General features: G+C 66.2%; 19 protein-coding genes. 5 read left to right on the top strand and 14 right to left on the bottom strand.

The window, feature by feature from the left end; translation table 11 throughout:
• Nucleotides 1–11 precede the first annotated feature (11 nt).
• The 4 genes from FV218_RS11010 to FV218_RS10995 form a co-directional block, all read right to left on the bottom strand.
• Nucleotides 12–1,889 (bottom strand): CHAT domain-containing protein, encoded by a 1,878-nt coding sequence (locus tag FV218_RS11010; protein ID WP_147709737.1) that lies wholly within the window; start codon nt 1,887–1,889, stop codon nt 12–14.
• Nucleotides 1,886–3,274, bottom strand: a complete 1,389-nt coding sequence (locus tag FV218_RS11005; RefSeq protein WP_147709736.1) for a hypothetical protein — start codon at nt 3,272–3,274, stop codon at nt 1,886–1,888. The genes FV218_RS11010 and FV218_RS11005 overlap by 4 nt, the downstream gene beginning before the upstream one ends.
• A gap of 645 nt (nt 3,275–3,919) precedes the next feature.
• On the bottom strand, nt 3,920–5,938 hold the full coding sequence (locus FV218_RS11000; protein WP_147709735.1) for a hypothetical protein: 2,019 nt from the start codon (nt 5,936–5,938) through the stop codon (nt 3,920–3,922).
• Between the two features lie 468 nt (nt 5,939–6,406).
• Nucleotides 6,407–9,616, bottom strand: a complete 3,210-nt coding sequence (locus FV218_RS10995; RefSeq protein WP_147709734.1) for an AAA domain-containing protein — start codon at nt 9,614–9,616, stop codon at nt 6,407–6,409.
• Between the two features lie 522 nt (nt 9,617–10,138).
• Here FV218_RS10995 and FV218_RS10990 point away from each other — a divergent pair.
• Complete coding sequence (locus tag FV218_RS10990; RefSeq protein ID WP_187273025.1) at nt 10,139–11,239, top strand: DNA-binding protein; 1,101 nt, start codon at nt 10,139–10,141, stop codon at nt 11,237–11,239.
• Nucleotides 11,240–11,527: 288 nt separating this feature from the next.
• Here FV218_RS10990 and FV218_RS10985 read toward each other — a convergent pair whose 3' ends face one another.
• Nucleotides 11,528–12,199, bottom strand: a complete 672-nt coding sequence (locus FV218_RS10985) for a hypothetical protein (RefSeq protein WP_147709732.1) — start codon at nt 12,197–12,199, stop codon at nt 11,528–11,530.
• 295 nt (nt 12,200–12,494) lie between these two features.
• Here FV218_RS10985 and FV218_RS10980 point away from each other — a divergent pair, with 295 nt between their 5' ends.
• Nucleotides 12,495–12,971: a hypothetical protein gene (locus FV218_RS10980; protein WP_147709731.1), complete on the top strand. Its 477-nt coding sequence runs from the start codon at nt 12,495–12,497 to the stop codon at nt 12,969–12,971.
• 199 nt (nt 12,972–13,170) lie between these two features.
• Here the strand turns inward: FV218_RS10980 and FV218_RS10975 are convergent, their stop codons facing one another.
• From FV218_RS10975 to FV218_RS10940, 8 genes are all read right to left on the bottom strand, one after another.
• Nucleotides 13,171–13,740, bottom strand: coding sequence for a metallophosphoesterase (locus FV218_RS10975; RefSeq protein WP_147709730.1), 570 nt, complete (start codon nt 13,738–13,740; stop codon nt 13,171–13,173).
• A 183-nt stretch (nt 13,741–13,923) separates the two neighbouring features.
• Nucleotides 13,924–14,397 (bottom strand): DUF6367 family protein, encoded by a 474-nt coding sequence (locus FV218_RS10970; protein ID WP_147709729.1) that lies wholly within the window; start codon nt 14,395–14,397, stop codon nt 13,924–13,926.
• A gap of 78 nt (nt 14,398–14,475) precedes the next feature.
• A complete protein-coding gene (locus FV218_RS10965; protein WP_147709728.1) occupies nt 14,476–15,171 on the bottom strand; it encodes an ankyrin repeat domain-containing protein in 696 nt (231 codons plus the stop codon).
• A 129-nt stretch (nt 15,172–15,300) separates the two neighbouring features.
• Nucleotides 15,301–16,347: a hypothetical protein gene (locus FV218_RS10960; protein WP_147709727.1), complete on the bottom strand. Its 1,047-nt coding sequence runs from the start codon at nt 16,345–16,347 to the stop codon at nt 15,301–15,303.
• A gap of 109 nt (nt 16,348–16,456) precedes the next feature.
• Nucleotides 16,457–17,017 carry a hypothetical protein gene (locus FV218_RS10955; protein WP_147709726.1) on the bottom strand — a complete coding sequence of 187 codons (561 nt, stop codon included), beginning with the start codon at nt 17,015–17,017 and terminating at the stop codon, nt 16,457–16,459.
• A 972-nt stretch (nt 17,018–17,989) separates the two neighbouring features.
• Nucleotides 17,990–19,282: a terminase family protein gene (locus tag FV218_RS10950; protein WP_147709725.1), complete on the bottom strand. Its 1,293-nt coding sequence runs from the start codon at nt 19,280–19,282 to the stop codon at nt 17,990–17,992.
• Nucleotides 19,227–19,922, bottom strand: a complete 696-nt coding sequence (locus FV218_RS10945; RefSeq protein ID WP_246685074.1) for a hypothetical protein — start codon at nt 19,920–19,922, stop codon at nt 19,227–19,229. Before FV218_RS10945 ends, FV218_RS10950 begins: the two co-directional genes overlap by 56 nt.
• A gap of 330 nt (nt 19,923–20,252) precedes the next feature.
• Complete coding sequence (locus FV218_RS10940; RefSeq protein WP_147709724.1) at nt 20,253–20,516, bottom strand: hypothetical protein; 264 nt, start codon at nt 20,514–20,516, stop codon at nt 20,253–20,255.
• 461 nt (nt 20,517–20,977) lie between these two features.
• On the opposite strand from FV218_RS10940, the gene FV218_RS10935 reads away from it, so the two are divergent.
• The 3 genes from FV218_RS10935 (at nt 20,978) to FV218_RS10925 (ending at nt 23,657) form a co-directional block, all read left to right on the top strand.
• Nucleotides 20,978–22,504 carry a porin gene (locus FV218_RS10935; protein ID WP_147709723.1) on the top strand — a complete coding sequence of 509 codons (1,527 nt, stop codon included), beginning with the start codon at nt 20,978–20,980 and terminating at the stop codon, nt 22,502–22,504.
• A gap of 138 nt (nt 22,505–22,642) precedes the next feature.
• Nucleotides 22,643–23,089 carry a cupin domain-containing protein gene (locus FV218_RS10930; protein WP_147709722.1) on the top strand — a complete coding sequence of 149 codons (447 nt, stop codon included), beginning with the start codon at nt 22,643–22,645 and terminating at the stop codon, nt 23,087–23,089.
• A gap of 352 nt (nt 23,090–23,441) precedes the next feature.
• Nucleotides 23,442–23,657, top strand: a complete 216-nt coding sequence (locus FV218_RS10925; RefSeq protein ID WP_056090515.1) for a hypothetical protein — start codon at nt 23,442–23,444, stop codon at nt 23,655–23,657.
• Nucleotides 23,658–23,983: 326 nt separating this feature from the next.
• Here FV218_RS10925 and FV218_RS10920 read toward each other — a convergent pair.
• Nucleotides 23,984–24,412, bottom strand: a 429-nt coding sequence (locus tag FV218_RS10920) for a PRC-barrel domain-containing protein (protein ID WP_147709721.1), incomplete at its 5' end; no start/stop codon positions are given.

The following is a 24,412-nucleotide window of genomic DNA, read 5'->3' as shown; positions in this document are numbered from 1 at the left end:
GAAGGCGCTCCTCACGACATCCGGGCCATGACGTCGCCATGGCAGAGGTAGGCGAATGGCGTCGCCGACGCATTGCGATAGCACACGCGTGCGTCGAGCATCGTCTCCCCGAGCGTCCGCCCCTTCAGCAATCCGGCCATGTGATCGTGGACCACGGATGATGCGTGCTCGTCCTGGACGGCCCAGATGGGAGCGAGAATTCCCCCGAAACCCCTCATCGCCAGGCTTGCCGGCCAACCGCCAACGACGCCGAGGGTATGATTGGCGAAGCCGACCGAGCATGCGTTCAGCATGACGAAGGTCCCGTCCTCCATCCCGAGGTTGACGCCGCCATGGACCTCCCTGTGCGACATCCATCCGTCGCTCATCCGAAGGCCCTGCTTGGTACCGTCCGACCCCGCTCCCGGAGGGTTGGCATGCCCGGCGAAGTGCAACATCGATACGGGCTGGCCCGGCGTGGCCTTGCTGAGAAAGTCCCTGAGGCCGTCGCAGGTTGCCAGTCCGCTGACCGCGCCGAATTCCGAGATGAGCCGCTCGCCTTCCGCGATGGCGGCCGGCAAGGCGCTGTCCGGAGGATACCTGGGGACGAAACTGACGATCCGCCCCCTCTCGAAGCCATTGCGCATACCCCCCTCGTTGCCGCCGAACCAGCGAGCGATGGGATGCGTCATGAAAAGGTGGTCCGCGTCTGGGAAACCCGCTTCCGCATCGGGATGCATCATCTCCCAGGGGACGTGGGGTTCGTTCGTCACGATCTGGATTGAAAATCGCGGTCCGTGCCTCTCGCGCAGCTCGGCATAGAGTTCCTTGAAGCAGGGCGGGGTGGCCTTCCAGATCGTTTCGCCGATGCCTCTCAGGACGCTGATGTGCGCCCGACCGGGGCGGAGGTCCGGACAGGTTTGAAGGAGCTCCCGCGCGAAGTCGGCCGGATCGCCCTTCAAGTTGATTTTTCCGGCCAACATCATGGTTCTGAACGGAACCGGTCCGCGCTCTGGACTCAGGCTCCATGTCAGGTCTCTTGAGTCCGAATCCTCGATGATCTTGATGGTCAGGATGGGACTGCGGACGTCGCGCACGAGTTCCACGCCGCGTACGGCCGCCGGCGCCACAACCTCCGCCTCCGGCGTCCCGGTCGCCGTTCCCTTCTCGATGCGTATCCGCCGGACGGCGGAACCGGCATGCCGACCCTCCTGATCGAAGGTGACCGTGAGTTTGTAGGCTTTCCCCACGTCGGCATCCGGCCTGATGGTGCCACGGAAGACCGCGGGGCGGGACGTCCCGTCGGACAGGATCGTAACGATGCCCTCGTTGCCGGAGGGCGTCTCGAAGACGATCCAGTCACAGAACGCCTCGACGGCCACCTGCATCTCGGTCCATCCGGCCGGCAGGTCCTTGACCTCGACGACGCCCCCCTCGGTAACCCCGTCGGGCGTCGCGGCCAGATCGACCTCGAATTGGTATGCCTCGCCCGGTCGCGCGTCCCCGTTCGGGGTTACCGTGGGGAAGCGCCTGAGGGATGCCGCCGACTCGGCCGGAAGCACCGCTGCGGTCTCGATCCAGGGAACGTTGGCCGACTTGAACGGCGCGGTGACCTCCAGGTCGTTGCGCAGGCTTTCGGAGACGCCGCGAAACAGGGCGGCGATGCTGGACTTCACCTTCTCGCTCGTGACCCTACCGCTCAGGGTGATCGCTTTTTCCGCGAGCGACACGTCCAATCGGAAGATCTCGCGCGCGAGCGTGTAGATCGAGGAGCGTATCCTCGACCAGGGCTCGTCCTCCACCGGCGGTCCGTCGGCGTCGATGAGCCCGAAGGCGAGATATCGGCCCTCGTACCTGACGCCGTCCTTGCGCCAAGCCCAGTTCCATTCCCCGAAGCTGTCGGTCGTCATGCCCGTTCACCGGGACCGAGGACGAGGAAGATGTCTTCGACCGCTTCCAGGCCCTTTCCGGTGACCGATGCGCGGTACAACCCGGGCGAGAGCGCCAGCTCGACGCGGTAGGTATCGTCTCGCGGTCGGAGAACGAAGCCTTCCGGCTCGGCCGGTGCGTCGAGCCGTTGTACCGTGCCGCTCAGGAACTGGGTGTACTCGGACGCCGTCGCTTCCAGTAGGACGGGCTCATCGGCCGGATAGGCGTCTTGCAGGGACAGGCCGATCCGTCCGCCGCCGGCATGTCCGGAGCGGAACCTGTCGAGGTCGATGCCGATCCCGGTCATCACACCCCTGAGGTGGTCGAGGGCCGCCGGCACGCTCTGCAGGGCGGAGTGGGACGTGGCGAAATAGGCCGCGGATGCCCCATTGTCGCCGATGGGGATGGCGGAGATCCTGGGTACCGTTCCGTCCCCCCCTAGATCCTCGCCTTCGTAAGCCTGCAAGGGGATCAGGACCCCATCCTTGAGGGTCGCCGATTGCTTCGTCGGCTGGTTGGTCCCCACGACCGGACGGATGCTCATCCCCGATGCCACATAGGCCGGGATGCCGCCGTTCGACTTCGGCGCTCCCTGCATCGCGTCGTGAAACGCCTTCGCCTTGAGGACGCGGGCGGCATCGAGATGCGGAAGGGCGATCTCCGAGATGCGGGCCAGTCCGGTGCCGCCATGCTCAACGAACGGATAGACCGGCAGGAGCTGGTAGGCCGAGTCGAAGGTCCGAAGGGCCTCGGTGCCGTCGAAGGCCGACAGGGGGCCGACCTTCTGGACGAAGCCGTTGCAAAGGAAGTCCAAGGCGTTGCCGGCGCCGCGGTAGGGGGTGCCGAAACTGACCATCGTGCGGACGATCTTCCAGCCCTCCAGGCACTCCATGAAGTACCGGCCGACGAGGCCGCCCATCGAATGCGAGACGAGCACGATCCTGGCGTTCTCGTTTCCGCTGCTCGCCTTCCATTTTGCGAGCCACTGCGGGGCGACCCTCGCCAGCTTCCGTGCGGAGACGCGGTTGTCCCGACGCCAGTCGTAGGGGAACTCGAAATAGTTTTCGCCGCGGGTCAGCCCGAGGCGCGAGACGAGGTCTGTGCCGAGGCGGGAGTAGCCCCACTGTTTCCAGAGACCCGGAATGATTTCGGCGTTCGGAACCAGCCCCGATGCGACGATGCCGTCACCGAGATCCTCGTCGCCGTTGTCCTCGCCCGTGAGTTTCAGGCGTTCGAGGTTCTCGCCGACGACGGTTCCCCAAAACGCGCCGGGCGAGGTGCCCCACAGGGGGTTGCCATCCTTGGTCAGGACCGAGCCGATCAACCCGGGCAGCACCACGACGACATCGCCGAAACCGTCTGCCATCCAGGCCTCCCAAAGCTCGTGTCACCGCCGGTACGGGTACCGTAGGTCGTGTCGGTTTCTTGATGTCCGCCGGTCCGCGGACGCCGATCCGGCGACATGATCGCCGGGTCGGAGAAGAACGCTTCGATGGCAGGATCGGTGACGAGGCCGGATTATAGAACGTAAGCCGAACAAAACCAGCTGATGACGTTACGTATGCCGTGTTCTGCCCCGAGCTTAGCCTTGGATTCGGAAAGGCACCATGAGTCCGCACCCCGGTCCAAAAGGGCCTCACGGCTGCAGGCGGTGGTACGCAGACCGAGCGTGCGATGGACGATCAGCCGCCTTGCCGGCCCTGCCTTCCCGTACTCGGGTGCCGGACACCACGCTGTGCGGAGATTACTCCGCAGGCTCACGAAGCTCCGAGGTGGAAGGCCAGCTTCAAGCAAGGCCGCCGAACACGCCGGCACTCGTCACGGCAAGGATTCCGTGAATGTGAGGGTTGAAACGAGGGTTATCTGCCGCCAGCCGCCGTCGCCCTGGAATTCACAAATCTTGGAAAAACAAACGCCCACCGGCCTATCCTTCGAAGGGCCGATGGGCGGAAAGAACCGAGCGGGAGATCACCCTCGTCCGGTCAATCGGGTTTAGGGAAACCGCGTCCGATCAGGCCGCCTCGTCCTCGCGGTCCCAATCCGACGCCTGATCGGCGTCATCGTCCGCCTGGTCCGCGACGTCGACATCCTGGCGTGCAACCGCCGCCGCGCCGTTGGCCCGCTTGTGGGTGCGAGACCAAAGGACGAGTTCGTCCTCGACGGATGACAGGATCTCGCGCCAGGCACCGCAGGCACGCTGGTCGACGCCCTTGGTCTCGACGAGAGGACGACCGTCGTCCCCGACCACGCGGCCCAGGGCCTCGAACGCCGCCTGGACGGCATGCATCGCATCGCCAAGGACCCCGACGGCGTTCTCGTACCTGTCCGTCGGCGTGTCGCCGGGACGACGTGCCTTCGACTTGCCGGGAGGCGGGAATTCCCCCCGCAGGAAGATGTCGTTGATCGACATATCGCCGACGCCGTCCTCCATGGGGCGGGTCTCACCGTCCTCGTCGACCGCGCGGATCGCCACCCCCTCGGAATGGTCCTTGAGGGCCTGTCCGAGCTGATAGATGCCCTGCGGAGATTGCCGCATCGCATCGAGGACCTCGCCCGGAGTCCGCCGATCCGGCTGATCGTTGCCCGAGGTCCCCCTATCGGCGTTCAGCCTTCCGTCGATGATCAACGGGTAGGCGGCACGGACGGCGAGCTCCATCGAGGCCGGACCCGTCTCGTCGACGGTTCCGGCTGCGATTGAGGCACGCACCTCCGTCATCGCGTCATGCACCAACTGCTCGGTGCTGCGACCGGTCGGCGCCCAACCACCGCCGTGGACGGACTTGCCGAAGGCATGGCGCAGGTAGCGCCGGGCCTGATCCACCTTGGCAGGATCGCCTGCCACGGCACGAAGGACCAACGCGGTGGCCAGGTCGTTGAGAAGCCGCTGGTTGATCCGCTTCCGGGTCGACTGGCTGGTGACGGCGACCCGGATCGCGTCGCGGAAACGGCCGTCCTGGTTCGTCAGGAGCCCCACGATAGCGGCGGCACGCACGGCGGGGTCATCCGACAGATGCGCGGCCTTCGCCTCGGACTTGGTGCAGGAGCCGGCGAAGTAGGCCGCCTCCGTCGCGGAGATGAGCGAACGACGGGCGAGCTCGTCGAGGACCTCGTCGGCGAGGGCCTCGTTCTCGGGTCCGTCACCCCAGGGGCTCGGCGGATCGACGTGGCGCAGGGCCACGAAGGACCGAAGCGCGGTCGGAAAGGTCGTCGAGCTCTGAGCGAACGGCTCGAAGCCGACGATGATGAGCGCCGGCACCCGCTCGCACCGAAGCGCAATGACGTCTTCCGAGCTCGGTCCAGAGGCGAAGGCGTCGTTGAGGCGCTTGATGCGGGCGCGGAACTTGGGGCCGGCCTCGTCATACGGAACGTCGGAGGACCGCTCCGTGAGGATCGAGTGAACCGCGGTCATGCGGGACGATCCCTCGGCGGTCGTCAGCACGGTCACGGGGTCGGAACCGTCTTCGTGCCGGTAGGTGGTCGCCACCAGCCAGACGGCCTCCATCACCCCGTGATGCTTGATGGACTCCGACCAGTCGTTGTTGAAGCTGACGTAGCCGGCGGCTTGCTGGGACGCCCAGTTCAGGTGGTGCCGGCTCTCGATATCGACGGTGAGCTCCGCGGTCGTTGCAGAGACGCCTTCGAGAGACCGCGGCTCCGGCACGGGCCGGAACTTCGAGTCCTCTCCACCCGTGCCGGGATCGATGGCGAACGGGTGCCGACGCGAGGGGAGGATACGCGGATTGCGGGGGTCGGGCATGACCCGACGTGCCCACACGGTGGTGCGGATACCGAGCAGGGTCCCGCCGGGGACGGCGATCCGCTCGAAGTTCGGGGTCTTGGGTTCGCCGATGGTCTTACGGACCGACGAGGGATCGACGACCGTATTCCCGATGCACCGGGCGGCTTCCTCCGAGAGGCCGGTCGCTTCGGTGAGCCTGCTGGCCAGGGTGTTGCGCGACGATGAGGCCGCATAGTCCGGAAGCGCCTCGACAGGACGCGGCAGGGCGTGGATTTCGTTGGGCTTTGACATGATCGGTATCCTTGGCAAAGCGACCGAAGGCTCGAAGCTCTTCGGGCTTCGGTCGCGACTGGGGGGTCGAACCGAGGGCCAAGGACCCGTGAGGGTCGATGCGCTCCTCCTTCCGCTTGCCGGGCGAACCCGGCGTCACCGAAGGCGGCCACAAACACGTCGAAACCTTCTCAAGGCGTACGGAGCTGATGACCCGAAGGACAGTCGCCCCGCGTAGCCGCCCCACTGCCCGATGGCAGGGGTTTGGAGTTCGCGTGCCTGCGTCGCAGACCTGAGCAAGATGAGCGCGGCTTAACCGTTCGTCAAGTATGCGGACGATGAAAATTTCATCCGAGGCTCGGAGCCGAAGTTTTCGACAGTCTATCAAGGAGGGGAGCGGCGCCCGGCCTCATGCCTTCGTTCCGGAGAATGAGCCCCCCGGGTGGCGACGCGAGCGTCGGTGCCCGGATGGCGCCCACTGCCGGCCGATCACGCGGCCGGCTCACGGATCTCCGAGGCGGCCGGCCAGTTCCGGGCAAGGCGGCCGAACACGCCGGCATCGGACCAGGCCGAGCGAGAGCCGACGACGTAGAGGTTTTCCTGGGCTCGGGTCGCCGCGACGTTGAGGATGTTGGGCGGTCCGCCGGCCCACCCGCGCGCGCCGCGCTGGGTCGGCATCGGCGCCCCCAGGACGAGGATCACGCTGTCGGCCTCGCGGCCCTGGACGGTGTGGACCGTGCCGACGCGCTCCCGGGTCCAACGATAGGAGTCCGTCGTCCACCGGTTCAGAACTCCTGATGCAGTGATGCGTTCGCGCAGGCGCTGGGCGACGATCAGGAACGGGCTGATCACGTAGAGATCGACGTTGGGTACTTCGGCGGCCGACAGGCGACGCAGCATGTCGATGACGGCGGCGCCCTCGGCCTCCGACCACTTGTCCTCGGTCCGCCCGCCGGTGACGTCGACCCAGTGCGATCCCCCCAGGACGTCCCGGATGGCGGACGTCCGGCGCGGCGTCGCGTGGACCATCAGACCCTGGTAGGCGACCTGGTTCGAGAGGGTGAACATCGGATCGGCGCAGCGGCGGTGGACCAGCAGCGGGAAGCCGACCCGCACCGAGCCGACGGTCTGGCGGAACTCGGCGACGTAGGTGGCGGAGGCGTCGGCGACCGCCTGCACCGAGGCCTTGGGGGCGTTCCACCGGTCGGGATCGATGCCGAAATCGGCGCAGATGGTCTCGGAGAGCTCGGTCGGCAGGGATGTCACTGGCTCGATCTGCAAGGGGTCGCCGACGACGACGGCGCGTCGGGTCCGCGTGATCGCCCCGATGGCGGCCTGGGGCACGGCCTGCCCCGCCTCGTCGACGAGGAGCCAGCCCAGCGTCTCGGGCGGCAGGTAGCCGAGCATGCGGGTGACCGAGGCGAAGGTGGTCGACACCACCGGGACCACGAGGAACAGGGTGGCCCAGAGGTCGGGCATGTGCGGCGTGGTCTTGGGCTGCCAGGCGTTCCGCCCGATGAGCGCCTTGAACAGGTTCTCCAGGTTGCTGCGGATCGGCTCCGCGGCCGCGTCGATGAAGGCCTTGTGGAGCGCCAGGGCGAGTTCAAATACACGGTCGCGCTGGCGGTGGGCGGCCGTGTCGAGCCATGGCGCCGCCTTCTGGACGGTGTCCCGATCCCTGGCGAAGAATGCCGTGTCGACTGTGCCGATGCCGCAGCGTGTTCGCATGAGCCTCACGCGAGCCTCGGCGGTATCACGGGCGGCGGTCGCGGCCCGGAGGGCCTGCTGAGCCGAGGCCTTGGAAGCCTCGGCCTCGCGCAGCCGGTGCCGGATACGATCCGCCTCGCCGAACGTCCGGCGCTTCTCTTGGTCGGCCCGGTCGAGGGCTTCGGAAAGTTGCGCGTCGCTCGTCGCCCAATCCTTGGCGGAGGTCGTCCGGAAGACGCGCGCGAACAGGCCGGGCCGACGCGGGGCATGTCCCGCCCGGGCCTGGTGGGCGCGGTCGCGGGCCTGCGATGCGACGGCGGCCGCATCCGTCGCCTCGCGGTGTTCCCGTTCGCTCGTGGCGGCACCCGCATCCGCCGCGGCGGCGGCCCGACGCGCCTCGTCGACCGCGTTGCGCAATCGGGGAAGGGTGCCGACGACCTTCCGGGCGGCCTCGATCTCGGCGAGGAAGTCTCGGACCCGGGTGACCTCCTCCGTGAAGGTCGTGCGGGCCTCGCGCCAGCGCTTGAGCGCATCCGTGCGATTGCGCGGCGGGTTTTCGCGCTCGACCACGACGGGGCGCCGCCTGCGCTTGCGGGTGGAGTCCGCGGGATCGGGCTCCTCGATCCATTGCGGACTTCCGGCGGCCTCGGCGAGGTAGGCCCGCAGTCCCTTGTCCGGATCGATCCACATCGTCTCCCGGAAGGTGAAGCGGTTCGAGGCGTTCCCGAGCACCGCGGCGATCAGGCCCCAGGCCTCGGCGTCGCCCGAGACGTTGTCCGCGACCGTCTTGAAGTAACGCAGGCCGGTGGCGTCGTCGGCGATGGCCTTCAGGGCCGGCAGTTCGCGGCTGACGTTCTCGACGGCCTTGTTGTTCGAGGAGGCGACCAGCATCTCAAATCCGCGCAGGCGGGGGGCGACCTTATGGACCGGCACGGTCGCGGTGCCGATCCTCGGCCGGTACCCCGATGCGGGAAACGCCTTCTCGGGATCGTCGAAGCCGCACATCGCCTCGGCACGCCGAATGACGAGCGCCGCCACCATGTCCCGAAGGAGCGTGGTCTTGCCGGTGCCGGGCGGCCCGTTGACGGGAAACAGGTCGACGCCTTCCAGGTCGGACATCGCGAGGTTCACGGCGCCCTGCTGGAGCAGGACGAGGGGATGGCGTCCAGCCGCGGGCCATCGGCCGACAGGGAACCGCGCCGGCGCCACCGCGGCGGCGATGGCGGTGTCGTCGGCCAGGACGTCCTTGCGGGCCTTCGGCTTGTCGATGCCAAGGTATCGGCGGAGGTTCGTCGTGGTCTTGCCTTCGACGACCTGGCGGCGGGCGCTCGCCAGGTCTTCCAGGTAGAAGCTGCCGAGGAGGGGGGCGTCGGGCGGGTCCTGCGCCATCCAGTAGTGGTAGACCCGCATCGCAAAGGCGGGCGGCTCGATCAGGCTCGAATGCAGGCCCATCTCCGAGACCAGCCAATCGAACGCGGCCCGGATTGCGCGCCCGTCGAGGGGAACCGGTTTTCCGTCGTCGCCGACGCGGCGGATGCGGCGGTCGAGGCCTTCGTTCAGCTTCGTCTCGGCCTCCGGCCATCGCCCGAGCCCGAGGAGGTCCCGGCGAAGGGCGAGGGGCAGGCCCCAGGCGAAGCTGGAGATGGCCGTCGCCTCGCCCTCCGCCACCGGCACGCCGGCCTTGTCGAGGGTCACGGTCGCGATGGCCGCGAGGCCGGCGGCACCGCGACGGTCCTGGTTCTTGTCCACGAAGACCGACAATAGGGCGTTCGTGGCCTCGTCCATGCGGATCGCGCCGAGGACCACCTGATAGAACAGTTGCTTCTGGGGCCTCGCCCTCTCGCCCGGTGGTTGCCAGGGCATGGATTGGGTGATGTCGGCGATGCGTCGCTGGTCCCCGTCCGCCATGTCGGCCGGTTTCCGGTAGGTCATCGGCGAGAGCACCTCCAAGGCCGTCCAGGCCGAGAGGATGTCCCCGGGGCGGTCGCGCACGGGTGGAGGGATCGGTCGCGGACCCGGTTTCGTCCAGGGCGGCGGCCCGCTGTCGGGACGCGGCGTCGAAGCCGCCGGCTCGTCCTCGGGCGGTGGCGATGGACGTGCACCGGACGAACGCGACCCCGCCGCGGCTTCCTCGCCGGCGCCACGTCGCCCCTGTCGGCCCGGCTCGGGCTTCGGGTTCGCGAGGGCCTTCCCGACCTTCGCGCGGAGCCTTTCGGCGCTGGGCGTCGTGCGATGACCCAGTTCCGCCATGAGCGCATCGAGGATGTCCCGGTCATCCTTCGAAGCTTCGAACACGCGTTCGAGGTCGGTCACGCGCAACGGCTGATAGGGTCTCATCTTTTTTCCGACTTGGAATCGTACGTGGCATTTTCCAGGTCGGCTCCTCCGGTGTCCAGCGAATGCTTCCCTCGCTCCCGGCGGACACGATCCTCGATTGCTTCGGCATGTCGTCGAGGTGACCGCTTCTTCACGTCTCGGCCCCATGCTGCCACGAACTTCGTCGGGGCGCGGGTCATGGTCAGTCGGGTCGAGGTCTTCGAGGTCGCGGACAGGTTACGGGCCCTACGCGGCAAGGACGCCGTTCGGGTCTCGGTACGGCGGGTGCGGGAGGAGTTGCTGGCGAAGGGATCGTTCAGCGACGTCGGTCCCGCGCTGGCGGTCTGGAAATCCACCCGGAACTACCAGCCGGTGATCGAGCTGATGGCCTTGCCGGATGCCCTGCAGACGCGCCTCGGGAACTTTGGCAAGGCGCTCCTGGACGAGTTCCAGGCGTACGAGAGCCGCGTCCGGGACGTCGAGCGCGCGAATTTCGAGGTGGAGCGGACCGCCATCCGGGAGGGTTTGGACGAGGCCGCGATGCTGGTCGACGTGCTGGAGGCGCGGGTGGAGGCGCTGACCGCGGAGGTCGAGCGGCTGCGCAAGGGCGGCGCCACGGAGGCAGTCGGAAGGTTGGCCGAGGACGAGGCCGAGCTCTTGGGCCGTCGGAAGGTCTGGGAGAGCGGCGCGGCCTTGCGTGCGTCGATGTCCAAGAAGAGGGACGAGAAGGTCGTTCCGGGCGCCCAGGAGGCGTTCTGGCACTCCGTCGAAACCGAGGTTTTCGCGTTGCTGAACAGGCGCTGCCCGATGCCGGCGGGAGACTTGCTGTACGCCCTGCCGGAAAGCCTGCTGAACCGCGGCGCGGACGTGGAGATGCCCTTGTCCGTCGGCTGGCTCCGGTATCGCCTGCGGACGATGATCGAGGCGGGCAAGCCGATCTGCGAGATAAACGGGCGCTTCATGCCCGCCGAGGAGCGCACGGGTGAGGCGCCAGCGGCCCCTCCTGCCGTGGACGAGGTTCGGTCGCCACCGTCTTCTCTCGGGGATTCCGTGATGTGGGAAGTCAGGCGGGTGCTGCTTGAGCGCGGGCCGATGAAGCCAGCGCAGATCCGGAAGTGCCTGCCGACCAGGGTGCACGAGGCGGCGGCGAAGCATTGGAAGGGTGGTCTGGCGCGGTTGGCCAAGGACATGTCCGAGCGGGCCGGTCGAGGGTATTACTTCAGGAGCCTGGGCGACGGTCGCTACGCCGCCATCGAGGGCAAGGCATCGGGATCGAGCGACACCGAGCGTAGCGCATAGCGTCTAGCGACATCCGCGACCCATTACGTTTTCGCGGATTTTCAGGCTGCCGGCATACCTTTCGAGCCCGAATGCTACAGGTGGCTGCAACCGCCAGAAGCACGTGTATCCGGCCCGTAAAACAGGGTGGGTTTCTGAGGTTCAGCAAGGCGCCACATACACCAGCAACGCATTGCGTTTGATCAATCCGCTCCTCGACCAATTGGCTAGTTGAGCGATCTGCCTGCTCCCGGTCACAGGACATCCGGAAGCAGGCAATTGCCAAATAATCCTGAAAATCATCATGCCCTATGGCATTTTAGCTACCTGCTCCCTTACCTGGCCAACAAGAGCGCGAGCATCATTAAGCAATCCTATAGTTCGAGGCCCATTATCTGGAGTTTGCCCATGCTTGCCGCCTGGGCAGGACTCAGGAATGCTGTTTGAGGCATTGGTTATATTTACTTCTATTTTTCCAAGATTTTCTCTAATGACCTTCGTGTCAATAGATGGACTGCGATTGGCGATCAGCCAAGAGGCTGTAGCTGCGATTAACGCAGTAATTATTGGAACGACTACGGCAAAGTTTTTCCACCAAGCCTCGCTTTTCTTTGCTTTGTCTTTATCTACTTCAAGATTGGAAAGATTTTCAGCATTTACTATAACTTGCGCGGCAATATGCTCTGGTGGCTCTCCATCCGCAACCCATCGAATATAGGATTGGTTCTCAATTATCCGATATTTTTCTTTGTCGATACGAGAGCCCCTTGAATAGACATCCTGAACTGTTGACCCTGGAAGATCCAACGCTGGACAGCGCCACGATCGAATTGTTGGCTCAAATTCATTATCAGTAAGCCTAACAAAAAAGCTAACTGGTTCTGAGTCGTTGTTTCCTGGTTTAGGTGAAGTAGCCAAGGACGCGCCCTCGCGTTCGCCGTTAAGATCGCTTACCTTGGCTGTTTCGCAAAATTGAATCAAGAGTTTGCTGCTCTTACAAACCTCCTTAAACCCGCTCTGTAAAAATCATCGAAATAGCGTCTACGCTTGCCCAGGTAGCCGCATTTTGGTGGTGGGAGGGGGCTGTGCGGGCCGATGTACCGTCACCGTTCGGGTCGTCTTAAACCGAGCTGCCCCTGCCGGGGCAGCGATCCCACCCCATCTATCCCGGGGAAGAAGCGGGGCCGGTGTCTATCCCGGACCCAGTCGTGGCTACCATTCCCGACTTGTCGTGACGCGCCCCGGCCCCGTCCATGGGGAAAGGATGATATCAGTGTTGCCTCCTCCTACCAAAATCGAGACCGCCTATCATGAAGCCGGGCATGCGGTGCTCGCGCATCGCTCTCACTATGTACGCATTAAGCCGACGAGTTCTGTCAGTATTGTTCAGGTCGATGACGAGCATGGTGGCGTCGATGTTGAGACCGATCCCGGAGCGCCCAGTACGACCGACCATCGGATGGCATATGAAATGGCAATCGTAGGCGCGGCAGGTTTTTCGGCGCAGCGACGTTATCTGAAAGACAACAATGAGCTCATCAACGATGATGCCATCAACGCAGGCGCTCGTAGCGACGCTAATGGCGTCCGCGAATACTTCGGCGCCCGCGTGTTCTTTGAGTTTGTTCACGCGGTCGAATTTCGCTTTCAATACAACGAGGTTTGGGAGCAAGTCGTGCTTCTTGCGGAGGCCCTGATGAAAAACGAGACCCTGACGTTCGATGAGGTCGAAGCGGTCATTGGGCCGAGATAGGGGTACGGCCGGGGGGGGAGGCGCGGCTTTGGCGCCGTACCGCGGTGATGGATCGAAGACTTGGCATCGCAAAGGGTTGTCTGCGGATCGCACACGGGTCGCGTCCGATCCCGTTCCGAGCAAGCCCGGTGTTTCTGGTGGATGCTCACGACGCATCTGGGATGTCAGCCTGCCGCCGGGATCGGCCCCATACGCCGGCTCAGGCGGATTGATCAGGCACCATCGGACAAACTGCCGAGGTCTCGGCCAGCCGCTGCTGAATGTCAGTGAGCCTGACCGGCGCCCACTCCCAGCAATCGACGCCGACGTCGAGGCTGTTCCGGCTACCGGGTAGGCTGCCGTGGGAGTGACCGTAGAGGTGGAGGTGGCCGCGGTGCATCCCCGGCCAGACACGGTGGGCGTAGTGGGAAATCCAGACTTGCTGGGGGGCTACCATCCCGGGGTCCTGGACCTGGACGCGCATCACGTCGACCACCGGGCCATCCCACGGCAGCCGATCCCCGAGGCCCTGGTCGTGGTTGCCCCGGACGAGAAACTTCTTTCCTCGAAGGCGTGAAAATACGCTCGCGGCGTGGTTCGGGCTGCACTTGTGGGCGAAATCGCCCAGGTGCCAGACGATGTCGTCCGGGCGAACAACGGCGTTCCAGGCAGCAATTAGGGCCTCGTCATGCGCATCGATGGATGCGAACGGACGCTGGTTGTTGAAGCGGGGGGATAGGACGGACTTGTGCCCGAAATGGCTGTCCGCGGTCAGAAGGGTCCTGGGCATGATAGCCTCCGAAATTGCGGAGGCACGGCGTTCGACGCGGCACTCCGGGGTCAACGGGAAGGGGGCGACGTCTCGACTATCATCGGGTGAACTCTCCTTGGGGCGGGACGGATCGCAGCTCGGTCGATGATGGGCAAGCGCGTGGGGGATCTGTCCACAAGCCTATCGCACCGCCCATCAGAATTACTTCATCGTGAGGAATACGCGGCGATGATGTGGGGGGCCAGCCCAACTTTCATACAGGTTTAGGAGAGTTCTTTCCGCAGGCTTAGAACCTGTCATTTGCTCAAGGACCGTACCCGGATCGAGACCCAGCGCCAGACGGGCCGCAGTCCGGTAATCGTCACGTTGGCCGAGCTTGGCGTTGAATTTATGCCTATCGTGCCTGGAACCGTCGTCGTTCCATGAAACCTGCTGGGTCGTAGCCGATAGATGCTTCTTGCTCGCGAGATGGACATGCCGCCTCTGTTTCATCTCCGATCGCTCTGGGTCGATGCGTTGATAGATGCCCTTCACGTCCGAGCGGGTCCACCGCCCTTCGTTCAAGTCGCAGCCCGTCGACCGCAAGAGCTCTATCGGAACGTCGATAACGAGCTCTGGGAAGTCGTCTGGTACTCCGGCGTCCTGATCCTGTTCAAATATCTCGTCGAGCGTCATTGATGGAACCCTTCGCTGGAAACATAGAACACGTCTTGACGACCGGCCTCGATAACCCGCATGCTTTCAGATGGTCTGCTAAACGCTTTCCAGGTAGTCGATGACATCGTTATTACGGTCGGTGTCGTTGGCTTTCCTCGCATGGTCGAGTGCGGTCCGTCCGCCCGTATCGGCTTTGCCGACGTCGGCACCCATGCCTACGAGGTGTTTCGCGATACCGAGATTACCGCGTCGCTGTCCGAACAGACTCTGCCCGACGACGGCGAACATGAGGGCTGTCTGACCTCCGCTGTCGGCGTCGTTGACCGATGCCGACAGCATGTCGGCGACCTTGGGATGGTAGACACGGTAGCGGGCCATCAAAGTCAGGGTGGTTCTTCTGGCCTCGCCCGTCCTGGCATGTGGCGAGATGCCGACGCCGATGAGCAACGCGCATAGGGCCGCGGCCTTCTCCTTGTCCGCAACGCGAGCGGCGACGGCCAGGGGATGGTGACCGGACTTGTCGTGGATGCGCCCGAGACCAGTCGAGCAGCGGGCGAGGATGCGTCCGACATCCCCGACCGATCCTGCTTCGATGGCCTTGAACAGCGAATGCGGGAAGACGTCACCGGTCCGGGCGAAGGCGTTTCCGCAATGGGGACACGGGCCTTCGGAGCAGGCCATGCAGAGCTTGTCGAAATCGGTCTCGCACGCCTCGCAGGTGCGCGTGCCATAGGCGTAGTCGGCCGCTCGGGCACAGATCTCGCAGGGCCCGACAAGGACGTTGAATGCCATGGTTCTCTCCATACGGCGACTTGATGCGAGGAAGGCAGCATCTCGTGTGCCCTCTCTTGAGGCTTAGCGGGCTATGCCGGTGCCCAGGTCAGCCTCCGGGAAGCACAGACCCGGGCACCGGACTTATGCTCACCCGATTGCTGAGCCCGCGAGTGCGGCGTTGGCCAAGCTGCCGATCAAGTTGTCGGCATCGTAGTTGCCCCGCCCGATGTAGATGCCTTCGTCGAGCTTCCTGAGAGCGGCCCACCGACCCTGTTCCTCAATAAGGATCGAGCCTTCCGGGTCTCGCCATAAGCGTGTCGCTCCGAACGTGCCGTCAGGATGCGAAAGGTCCCTGTCCAGGAAACCATCCGACAAGCCGACGCCGAGAAGGTCGTCGCATTCGCCAACGTTGGCGGCGAGAGCCTTGAGGAGCCTCTTCACCGATCCGTTGATGCCTTGGACGAGCTCGTTGCCCGGACCTCGCATCTCCTCGACACTATGCGTGGAGGCCCGAATGCTCAGGAGCGCCAGGAACGAACCGGTGGGGCCGACCAACTCGTAGAACTTCAGGCTTCCATCCCGCAGGGCGCGGGCGTAGTCGGCGGCGCGGGAATGGGAGGCGGCGGTGCAAAGGCCGTGCTTCGCACCGATGCGCCGGAGCCTGTCGACGGTGATGACCCGGGTCCAGGTTTTGCCCTTGCACGCATGATAGCTCTCAGCCCCAGCAATCGGCGAGACGGCCACGCGCTTGTGCCCGGAGATCGTGATTAGGGAACGCAGTTCGGCGAGCCCGTCAGTGAGCCCATCCCAATCGAGGCGGTCCGCCCGGAAGCCCCTGAGCACCTTCTTGGCCATATGGACGACCTGAGCGTCCGCATGCGACCGCGAGTGGCCGTCCGCAAGCCGAAGGTTCTTAAGCGTCCAACCGGCACGATACGAGGCATCAGTCGAAAGGCGGAAGGCGTCGATGGGCTCGCCGAGGCGGCTGGCGCGACGAGCCGCAACGTCGGCTTCGGTTCCTACTGTCGTGCAACTGGTTCGGCAATCGAGGCGGGCCGACAGCCAGCGCGCGAGCGATGAAATGGCCTTAGGACGGAGATGGTTGGGAAGGCCATGCTTTCGGATCAAACGCATGGCGGAATTGGTGGGGGACTCGGCTTTGGCAAGGAGGGGAAGCGTGTCCGTTCTCGGCATGTAATGACCTTAAGGCGTCGGGGATGCTCGGCGATTGCAGAGCTCCTACGCCGCGGCGCCCTACGTCCTTAAGATGGGGTCTATTAACCAAAACTCAAGCCCTAATCGACTACGAACTTCCTCTAATGAGGGTGGAGCGGATAAGAGACGCCACGCCTTCCAAGTAGGTGGCTACCTGCTCCGCCTCATCGCGGGATACGTCCTGAGGCAAGGCGATGGTGACCTCTCCATCCCTCACATGCAGGGCGTAGCTGTTGGCATGCGAACGTCCTTGATGCGGAATAGCTGATGCGAACTGGACCATCGGTGAGCCATCCTCCTCGATATCGTCCTCTTCGATGATGGCCACGGGCTCGGCGGCACGCCCTTGGGCGCACGCCGCCACGCTTAGGGGCTCGTAGCTCCAGACGAACCGGGATTTGCTCTCCCTGCGCCCAAGTACGAAGTCGCCAAGCTTCTTGGCTGCCATCTCCTTCATGATAGAGACGACCTGCGCCCGGCTGAGGTCCAGCTCTTCGAGTTCGGACTTTTCGAACTCGGCGACCTCCGAGACTGTCTTGCCATCGTAGTCGATGCCGCTGGGGCGGTCTGCGTCCCGGCCCGTGTAGCCATTGTCGGCGATCCAATCGAGAAAACGCTTCGTATTCTCGTCCCGGTAGAGCCGCTGCACGCGGCGAGCCATCGGGCTAGCGAGCGTAGAAATTTTCATTTGTCTTAAACCTGATTTCTTTGAAGCACTCCTATCACTGCTAGAGCCGATAGGAAACGCTCTAAAAGAAATGAATTGGCGCAAGCGGTTTGCAATATGCAGAGCCAATCTGTGGTCCCCTGTGGGCGGCCGTGTGACGTCCGAGCATGGCTTGGCTCTACGCACCGCTTGCGCGAGCAAGCGGCGCAGGTCGACAGGCCAGGCGAAGCCTCAGGAACTCCACGTCAGGGCGAACACGCTGCCTCAGAAGGAATACCTTTCGCCATTGCCATAAAAGGTGCGGCATTTAATTCATGCATGGTACATCCGGGCCTCGGGGGCAGTTTAGACGACCGGTTATACACTGATGCAATTGAAAAATGGACGCATGGCGTCGTTGTGCTGCGCACTGCCGCTGATGCGATGCGAACTGGTCTTCCGGTCGTCTGTCCCTGTGCGCATGGCTGCCAACGAACCTCTCGCTCGATAGGCCAACCGCGACGGACGAGAGGCACTTCGGCCGCTTGTGCAGACGGGCGTTCGACTCTGACGGTACCGGATGCCGGGTAGCGCTATCCGCTTTGCGTTACGTTTTTGTCCAGCTTGTGGTTCTCGACTGAATGTTCTTCATTAAGGACGAGTTGGCCTTTGCCGCACCTAGGCCGCATCGAGCCAGGATCGGTGCGGCCAGGTACGGGATGTCCTGGGTATCGTTGAGGACGACATCGAATGGCGTAGGCGCGGCCCAGCGGGCGAGAACCCCGTGGGCACGATAAGGGGTAACTCTGACTCAGATTATGCGGGGCATGTGCAGGTTATGGGTATCTGCACACTCCCCCTCTCCCCGCTTGGCTGGGGAGAGGGCCGCAGGCACCCCGTCGTGCCTGCGGCAAGCGAAGGCGAAAGCCGGAGCGAGGGTGAGGGGATGCGTGCCAGGCGATGCGATCCGGTTTTCTAAAGCCGCCGGATGCGCGGTTCGCTCGACCCGCGCAGCAGGAGGTGGGTCAGCGCCCACACGAGGGCGTCGAGGCGGTCGGGCGAGGCGCCGGACGACAGGCCGTCGGGGCCGAAATCGCAGAGCTCGTCCTCCAGGGCCGGCAGGGCGCCGACATGGTGGACGCGGCCTTGCGCGTAGAGCACCGAGACCGGCTCGGCCCGCAGGTACTTTCCGCGGGTGGCCCGCACCGGGATCACCGGCACCGCGGGGTCCACCTGCGCCAGCACGCTGCTCACCATCTCGCCGCCCTGGTTGACCTCGACGACGAGGCCGTCGGCGGACAGGCGATGGTAGAGGGCGAGGGCCGCCCCGGCCCAGGCCTCGGGCGTCGCCCGCGCCAGGGTGGCGTCGGCGAGCACGTAGGCGTGGCCGGAGGCAGCCAGCCCGGCGGCGACGATCCCGCAGGCATCGGCCCCGGCCTTCGAGGTGGCGGGCGGGTCCACCGCCACGACGATGCGGCGCAGGTCCTCCGGGGGCCTCGCGACGCGGGTCGCTTCGAGGCGGTCGCGGGACCACAGGGCGTCGGCGCGGTCCTCGATGAGCTCGCCGTCGAGTTCCTGGCGCCCGAGGCGGGTGCCGGCATAGCGCCCGACCACGGCGTCGAGGAAGCGCGGCGCGAGGTTTTCGGCGTTGTCGGCCGTGCGCGAGCGGCTGATCACCGTCGCCGGGTCGGCGAGGATGCGGCGCAGGAGCGGGATCGGGCGCGGCGTGGTGGTGACGAGGCCGCGCGGGGCGTGGCCCAGGCGCAGGCCGAACTGGATCATGTCCCAGGCGGGTTCCGCGTAGCGCCACTTGGCGATCTCGTCGGACCACGCGGCGCCGAACTGGGGCCCGCGCAGGGAATCCGGTTCCTCGGCCGAGAAGGCGAGGCCGACGGCGCCGTTGGCCCAGTCGAGGCGTTTTCGCGAGGGCGACCAGCGCGGGCGCGGGCCGTTCAGGGCCAGCAGCCCCGACGGCCCTTCGATCATCACGTCGCGGACATCCGCGAAGGTCTCGCCGATGAGCGCGATGCGGCCGACGGGCCGGGCGGTGAAGGCCGGGTCGCCCAGCGCCAGGGCCCGGACCCACTCGGCCCCCATTCGGGTCTTTCCGGAGCCGCGTTCGCCCACCACCGCCCAGGTGGTCCAGGGTTGCTCGATGCAGGCCGGGGACGGGCACGGCGGCAGCTGGTCGGCCCGCGCCGTGTGGAGCCAGTCACGGGCCAGGGCCCGGATCAGGTGCGGCGGCAGGCTCGCCAGGAAGGCCGGCATCCGGCCGCTCGCCGACGAACGCCGCATAGCGCTGCGCGATCTGCGCGCGCAGGGCCGGGAGGTCGGCGTCGCCGTCCTGGCTCTCACCGCGTGTCGCATGGGGCTCGCTCCTGAGGGACGCTTCGAGATCGTCGAGGAGGCGCTTGAGGCCGCCGAGGTCGCGCAGCACCCGGGCCGAGTCGAGGGCCGGGTTCGCGTCCTTCCCGGCTGCGTCCTTGAGGGCCGCGTCGAAGGCCGCGATCTGCCGGGCGATGTGGGCCAGGAGCCGGGTCCGCAGGATGGCGGGGCCGGGCGGCGCCTGGTCCGGTGCCGCTGGCAGGCCGCAGGCGGAGAACAGCGCCGGGGCCCTGCGCCGGGTCAGGCCGAGCACGGCGGCGAGGTCGTCGCGGGTGACGCCGTAGGCGCGGTCGATCCGCGCCAGGGCGGCGCAGCGCGGGGCCGTCCAGTCCGCCGGCGCGGTTTTCGCGATGGGTGGGCGCCAGGCCTCCTGGCGGCACCACTTGCGCAGGGTCGCCGCGTTGAGGTCCGTCTCGGCCGCGATCTCGGCGGCGGTCTTGTGGGTCTCGCGAAACAGCGCCTCGGCCCGCGCCTTCCGGGCGGGGTCGATGGGGATGAGGTTCATCGCCGCCGCCCCGTTCATCCGCAGTTCCCGACCGTGCCCTCCTGATACCCCGGGAGCGTCGCGGTGTCAATCATAAATTCCTATTTATGGGACTTTGGTCTTATGTGCTGTCGGCGCCGTGGCGTTCGCCGCACGGCGTCGGGGCGGCGGAGCCTGCGCTCCCCCGCCCCGGACGAAACCGACGGGCCGTCGGACCTCAGAGACCCATCATCGCGTGGGAGGTGCCCAGGATGGTGAAGGCCAGGCCGCCCGCGAAGGCGCCGATCATGGCGTAGGAAAAGCCCTTCAGAATCATCGATGTGTCCTGGGGAGTCCGGATCCGGGAAGGGTGAAACTCGGGAACCCGGATCAGCAGCGGTTGCCGCCCGAGGTCTGGCCGTACTGCATCACGGGGAAGTTCTGCTGGTTGGCGTTGCCCTCGGCGGCGGAGCTCATGGGGCAGCCGCCGTAGGCCGGGATGCGGGACGGGGCGGTGACCGTGCCCGTCGTCTCGACCTCGTGGGACAGGAAGCCGGTGTAGCGGCCCGTCCGCTCCTGGGACATGGCGGGCGAGAGCGACGCAACGCCAAGAACAAGTGCGGTGGCGAGGGCGGCAATGCGGGTCTTGGTCATGATTTGTTAAAACCTGTTCAGTGCGATCCGGTGGTTCGTCTCGCGCGTTGCTGTTGAATATGTAGATAGAGGCTTGCTTTCATTCTGGAGGTGTTTCCGCGCACGCGCCACCAGGGATTAAGTCCAAGCCTAGGAAAACCCGTTCGGCCGTGGGCGAAAGCGTCTCCGGCGCGGGAGCCGCGATGGTGAAGCCCCGGTCGTCGATCGAACGCCCTCGACACGTGAGCGTAGAGGTCCGGTTATAATCCCCAGATCCGGGTAAAAATTATCGTCACAGAGGCGTCATTCGCGGTCTCTACTGCGCCGCGCAGTCAGGTTCATCTTAAGCGATGCCTTGCCGGGACGACGCCTTGCTTGGGCGATGCCTCCGTCATGCCGATCCAGGCCATCCGCAGGATGGGTTCGACCTCCGGCGCGGAGGTCGGCGGGATCGGTGTGCCGCGACACAGGAAGGATGAGAGATGAGACAACGCCTCTTGGTGGCGGCGCTCGGATGGAGCGTCGCGGCGCTGTCGCCGGCGCAGGCCCAGACCGTCGCGGAGCTGCAGCGCCAGATCGACGAACTCAAGGCGATGATCCGGGCGCAGGCGGAATCCGGCCGCGGGGTGCGGGCGGCCCCGGCCCGGGTCGCGCATCGCAGCGATGCCGGCACCCGGCCGGCGGCGGGCCGGCCCGTCGAATCGGCCGTCGCCCCGCCGGCGGCGACGCGGGCCGCCCACGTGGACCGCCCCGCCTTCGCCATCGATCGCCCCGAGACTTGGTCCGAGACCTGGATCGACGCGTGGCTGCCGCCACCCCAGCCCCCGGCGGACGGCCCCAAGCCAGCCGGGACGCCGAAAACCTGGTTCGAGCGCCTGTCCCTGCGCGGCTACACCCAGATGCGCGTCAACGAGATCCTGTCGGGGGACGGCACCACGCCGAGCGGACAGTCGCGCCTGCGCTCCGTCCACGACGGCGGCATTTCCGAGCGCGGCAACTTCACCTTCCGGCGGGTGCGCCTCGTCCTGCAGGGCGACATCCACGAGCGGGTGTTCATCTATCTCCAGCCGGATTTCGCCGTGAACGTCGCCAACCAGGCCGGCACCGAGCCGCGGGGCAACTACGCCCAGCTCCGCGACGCCTTCGCGGACGTGTTCCTCGACGACACGCGCCGGACCAAGATCCGCTTCGGCCAGCAGAAGGTGCCCTACGGCTGGGAGAACCTGCAATCCTCGCAGAACCGCCTCACCCTCGACCGCTCGGACGCCATCAACAGCGCCATTCCGGGCGAGCGCGACATCGGCATCACCGCCTACTACACGCCGGCCCACGTCCAGGGCCTCTGGGACCGCCTCGCCAAGGGCGGCCAGAAGCTGTTCGGCAATTACGGCGCCTTCGGCGTCGGGATCTACAACGGCCAGACCATCAACCGGACGGAGCGCAACGACGACCTCATGGTGGCCGGCATGGCGACCTGGCCGTTCGCCCTCGACGGCCTCGGCGCGGCGTTCGAGGGCCAGGTCCTCGAGGTCGGCGGCTCGGCCTACCGCAACCGGTTCCAGCCCGAGATCCGCACCGGCGGCGTGAGCCCGGCCGCGTTCAGCGATGCCCGCGTCGGCCTCCACGCCATCCTGTATCCGCAGCCGTTCGGCCTCCAGGCCGAGTGGAACTGGGGCCGCGGACCGGAATTCGACGTGGTCACCCGGATGATCGCGGAGAAGCCGCTCAGCGGCGGCTACGTCCAGGCCATGTTCCGGGTCGACCACTCCCCCGTCGGCCCGTTCATGCCCTACGCCCGCTGGCAGACCTATGGCGGCGGCTGGAAGGTGGCGACGAACGCGCCCCGCCTCGACACCGACGAGGTCGAGGTCGGCGTCGAGTTCCAGCCGATCAAGCCCCTCGAGATCACCCTGGCGTATGCTCGGATGAAGCGCCGGGAGGCCGACGAGCGCCGCCTCGGCCGGGCGGAAGGCCACCTGTTCCGCGGGCAGTTGCAGTGGAATTACTGAGGCCGCCCCGAGGGTGGGCGGGACCCCGACCCTCGACCTCGACCCTCGACCCCGACCCTTGACCCCGACCCTTGGGCGCGCCCCGGAAACCCGGTATCCTCCGGCGAAAATCAGACCCCGCCGGAGGACGACCCCCCAATGAGCGACAGCCCGACCCCCAAGAGCGACGGCCCCGCATCCCTCACCGCCCACGGCGTGTTCGACGTCGCGGCGCACGCCGCCCGGCTCCCCGAGACCGCCGACACCATGGTGGCCGATCACCGCTTCACCGACGATCCGGCGGCGAGCGCCCGGGTGTTCCGGGTCTACCGGCCGACGCCGCCCCACAGCCACGCGTCCTGCGACGAGTACCTCTACGCCCTGTCGGGCCGCTGCCTGATGAAGTTCGCCGACGAGCCCGCCATCGAGGTCGGCCCCGGCACCCTGGTGTTCTTCAAGCGCGGGGTGGTCCACTCGGTGCCGGAAATCCTGGAGGAGCCGATGGTGTTCCTCTCCGTCGACACCCCCCGGCGCGAACCCCGCGACATCCGCTTCGTGACCGCCGGCACCGGCACGCCGGACAGCTTCATCCGCCAGGGGGACTGAGCGCCCCTCGGGACGACGCCCGCGCCCACCGGCTGCCGTCGTCGGACCCGCACCGCGTCGACGGTCGTGCGGAGCTGCGGCTTCACGAGGCCCCGAACGTCCGCCGCCGCTTCCGCCGATCCCCGCGTGAGGCGATCCGATCCGGCGGGATCGGGCAGGGCGCGCGAACGGCCCGTCATCGTCGGTGTTCCGCATCCTCCAGTCGTCGGTCGCGCCCCGAAAACTTGCGAAAGATCATGTTATGACGATGTTATTATTATACTAGTCTTCGACTGATAAATCATCCGCCCGGCCCATTGCAATGCTGGACAAAGCAGGCATTATATTTATGTCTCTCAGGGAGGATAGAAAAATGTTGCACCCCTTCAAGCTCCTGTGCGCCGGCGCCGTCATCGCCGGCGTCGCCCTCGTGCCCGTGCTCTCACACGCCCAGGGCGCCAAGCCGGAATCGAAGAGCGCCAAGGCCGACGCGAAGAAGACGGAGGCGGCCGTCGACGAGTTCGAGGAGAACCGCCGGGCGCACATGCAGAAGAGCAAGGAGAACAACGCCAGCAAGGGCGCCAACTGAGCCAAGGCGCCGACCGAGCGAGGGCGCCGACTCGGTCCGGCCTCGCGGGGGCCTGCCTCCGACACGCCATCGGGGCAGGCCTCGGACTTGCGCCGCCGATCGCTCCGCCATGCGACGATCGGTTCCCCTCGGACCCGCGCGGATTTTCCGCAGCGCTGCGCGGGCTTCTCAATCGCCGCGCGGGCTTCTCAATCGCTGCGCGGGCTTCCGATCCCATCTCCGCCTCGGCCCCGTGAGGACGGTCCCGCTCCGTGTCGACGGCCCGAGCCGCAGGGCGGCCGGGCGGTCGATGCGGCGCGTCGCTCCGACGGCGACCTTCGAGAAACCTACGGCGCCCTGTTGGCCTCGGCCGGCTTCGTGTCGGTCTTGATGTCGGTCTTGGCGTCCGTCTTGGCATCGGTCTTGGCGTCGGCCTTGGCCTTGCCGAGGTAGATGTACTCGGGCGCGGCGCGGAGCTGGTCCTTGTTGGTGTCGATGGTCGCCTTCAGGGTGGTGGTGTCGACGCGGGCGAGCTTGAGGGCGCTCGGGTCGATGGCGACGTACTTGGTGCCGATGCCGAGGAAGCCGCCGACGCCGACCACCCAGGACTTCACCGTGCTCTTCTCGTCGAGGACCACGTCGGCGATCTCGCCGATGGTCTCGTTGGCGCCGTTCTGGATCGTCAGGCCGACGAGCTTCGAGGTGACCATGTCGGTGGGGTTCTGCGCCACGAAGGTCGGGCGCAGGTCGTTGGCCAGGGTGGCGGGGGCGGCCGG

The organism is Methylobacterium sp. WL69 (assembly GCF_008039485.1).
Lineage (GTDB): Bacteria > Pseudomonadota > Alphaproteobacteria > Rhizobiales > Beijerinckiaceae > Methylobacterium.
The sequence above is the reverse complement of the archived record's forward strand: the minus strand, read 5'-3'. Positions and strand labels throughout refer to the sequence as shown.